1 protein-coding gene and 1 pseudogene are annotated in these 2,838 nt (G+C 70.1%); both read right to left on the bottom strand.

Features of this window, described 5'->3' with window-relative positions; genetic code table 11:
• Positions 1-54: 54 nt before the first annotated feature.
• Positions 55-1,962 (bottom strand): translational GTPase TypA, encoded by a 1,908-nt coding sequence (typA, locus tag ABT381_RS35570; protein ID WP_351602202.1) that lies wholly within the window; start codon positions 1,960-1,962, stop codon positions 55-57.
• A gap of 148 nt (positions 1,963-2,110) precedes the next feature.
• A pseudogene (locus ABT381_RS35575) lies at positions 2,111-2,838 on the bottom strand (ABC transporter family substrate-binding protein); the annotation flags it as partial.

Consider the following 2,838-nt stretch of genomic DNA (forward strand, 5'->3'; position numbering starts at 1 on the left):
GCCCGGCCCCCGCGCTGTGCGGGGCCGGGCCGTCGGACGGGACTGCGGGGCGCGTCAGTTGTGCTTGGCGCGCGAGGCGGCGCGGGCGCGCTCGCGGGCGTCCAGGTTCACCTTGCGGATGCGGACGGCCTCCGGGGTGACCTCGACGCACTCGTCGTCGCGGCAGAACTCCAGGGACTGCTCCAGGGAGAGCTTGCGCGGCGGCACGATCGCCTCGAAGGAGTCGGCCGAGGAGGAGCGCATGTTGGTGAGCTTCTTCTCCTTGGTGATGTTGACGTCCATGTCGTCGGCGCGGCTGTTCTCGCCGACGATCATGCCCTCGTACACCTCGGTGCCGGGCTCGGTGAAGAGCACACCGCGCTCCTGGAGGTTGGTCATCGCGAAGGCGGTGACCGAACCGGAGCGGTCGGCGACCAGGGAGCCGTTGTTACGGGTCGTCAGCGTGCCGAACCAGGGCTCGTGGCCCTCGTGGATCGAGTGCGCGATGCCGGTGCCGCGGGTGTTGGTCAGGAACTCCGTACGGAAGCCGATCAGACCGCGGGACGGCACGATGAACTCCATGCGGACCCAGCCGGAGCCGTGGTTGGACATGTTGTCCATCCGGCCCTTGCGGACGCCCATGAGCTGCGTGACCGCGCCCATGTGCTCCTCGGGCACGTCGATGGTCATGCGCTCGGTCGGCTCGTAGGTCTTGCCGTCGACCTCCTTGGTGACCACCTGCGGCTTGCCGATGGTCATCTCGAAGCCCTCACGGCGCATCTGCTCGACCAGGATGGCCAGCGCCAGCTCACCGCGGCCCTGCACCTCCCAGGCGTCGGGGCGCTCGGTGTCCAGCACGCGCAGCGAGACGTTACCGATCAGCTCGCGCTCCAGGCGGTCCTTCACCTGGCGGGCGGTGACCTTGCGGTCCTTGACCGCGGCCTTGGCGTCCGCGCCCTTGCCCGTGCCGCCGCGGCCGACCAGCGGCGAGGTGTTCGTACCGATGGTCATCGAGATCGCGGGCTCGTCGACCGTGATCAGCGGCAGCGCGACCGGGTTCTCCGGGTCGGCCAGCGTCTCGCCGATCATGATGTCGGGGATACCGGCGACGGCGCAGATGTCACCGGGGCCCGCCACCTCGGCCGGCTTGCGGGTCAGCGCCTCGGTCATCATCAGCTCGGTGATGCGGACGTTCTGGATCGAGCCGTCGCGCTTCATCCACGCGACCGTCTGGCCCTTGCGCAGCTCGCCCTGCTCGACGCGGAGCAGCGCGATACGGCCGAGGAAGTTGTCCGCGTCGAGGTTGGTGACGTGGGCCTGCAGCGGCGCGGCCTCGTCGTACTCGGGGGCCGGGACGGTCTCCAGGAGCGCGGTGAAGAACGGCTCCAGGTTCGTGCTGTCGGCCGGGACGGTGCCGTCCTCCGGCTTGGTCAGCGACGCGACGCCGTCACGGGCGCAGGCGTAGACGATCGGGAACTCGATCTGGTCCTCGTCCGCGTCCAGGTCCAGGAACAGGTCGTACGTCTCGTCGACGACCTCGGCGATCCGGGAGTCGGGGCGGTCGGTCTTGTTGATGCACAGGATGACCGGCATCTTCGCGGCCAGCGCCTTGCGCAGCACGAAGCGGGTCTGCGGCAGCGGCCCCTCGGAGGCGTCGACCAGCAGGACGACCGCGTCGACCATCGACAGACCGCGCTCGACCTCACCGCCGAAGTCGGCGTGGCCGGGGGTGTCGATGATGTTGATCGTGATCGGGTCCCCGCCGGCCTTCGGGTGATACTTCACCGCGGTGTTCTTGGCGAGGATCGTGATGCCCTTCTCACGCTCCAGGTCGTTGGAGTCCATCATGCGCTCGTCGAGGTTCTCGGCGGCGTGCGCGGCGAAGGCTCCCGCCTGCTTGAGCATGGCGTCGACAAGGGTGGTCTTGCCGTGGTCGACGTGGGCGACGATGGCGACGTTACGAATGTCGTGGCGCGTGGGCACTTGCGGCGCTTCTCCCGGAATTGTGGTTGACGGCGCGTACGGTCCGGCACGCGCGCCCGCCGGGCATGCAGACGCCACGGCCTCACTCCATCGTACGGGGCTGGCGCGGCATTGGCCGCCCCAGCCCGTTCGCACCCGCCCTGACCTGCTACTTCTTGTAACCGATGTCCTGGTAGACGGGCGTCGCGAAGCCGAAAGCGCCCACATTGGCCAGCCCGGACCTGGCCGCGACGAGCTGCGGCTGCCGGTACAGCGGGATCGATCCTGCGGCCGCCCAGATCCGCTGGTCGGCCTGGCCGACGAGGTCCCGGGCCGCGTCCGGGTCGAGCTCGGCGGACGCCTGGTCGAAGAGCTGGTCGATCCGGTCGGTACCGACCCGGGTGTAGTTCTGCTCGACGGTCAGCGAGCCGTCGGCGGCGGGCCGGGGCTTGGCGTAGATGGGCCGGGCGTCGGTGGCCGGGTAGGCGCTGCCGGGCCAGGAGTAGAGCGCCAGGTCGTAGTCGCCGGACGCGATGTGGTCCTCGAAGTAGCTCTTGTCGGCCACCTTCTGCACGGTCGTCCGTACGCCGATCTTCATCAGCATTTCGGAGATCCGGTCGGCCACCGTACGGAGCTGGGCGGTGCCGGGGCCGTCGGGCAGGACGAAGCGCAGCATGAGCGGCCGGCCGTTCTTCTTCACGAAGACGGCGCTCTTGCGGGCCGCGGCGTCGTCCTTGCCGTGTGCGTGCCCGCCGCCCTTGGCGTCCTTGCCGGTCCTGGCGTCCTCGCCGGCCTTTCCGGCCTTGTCGCCGTGGGCGTTCTTCTCGTCGTCCGCGCCCGGCGCGTTCCCGGCCTGGGCGCCGCCCTGGGCGGCCGGCCGCTGCCGTGCCGCGGCCC

Origin of the sequence: Streptomyces sp. NPDC000151, assembly GCF_040301705.1 — a bacterium.
In the GTDB taxonomy this organism is placed as follows: Bacteria; Actinomycetota; Actinomycetes; order Streptomycetales; family Streptomycetaceae; genus Streptomyces.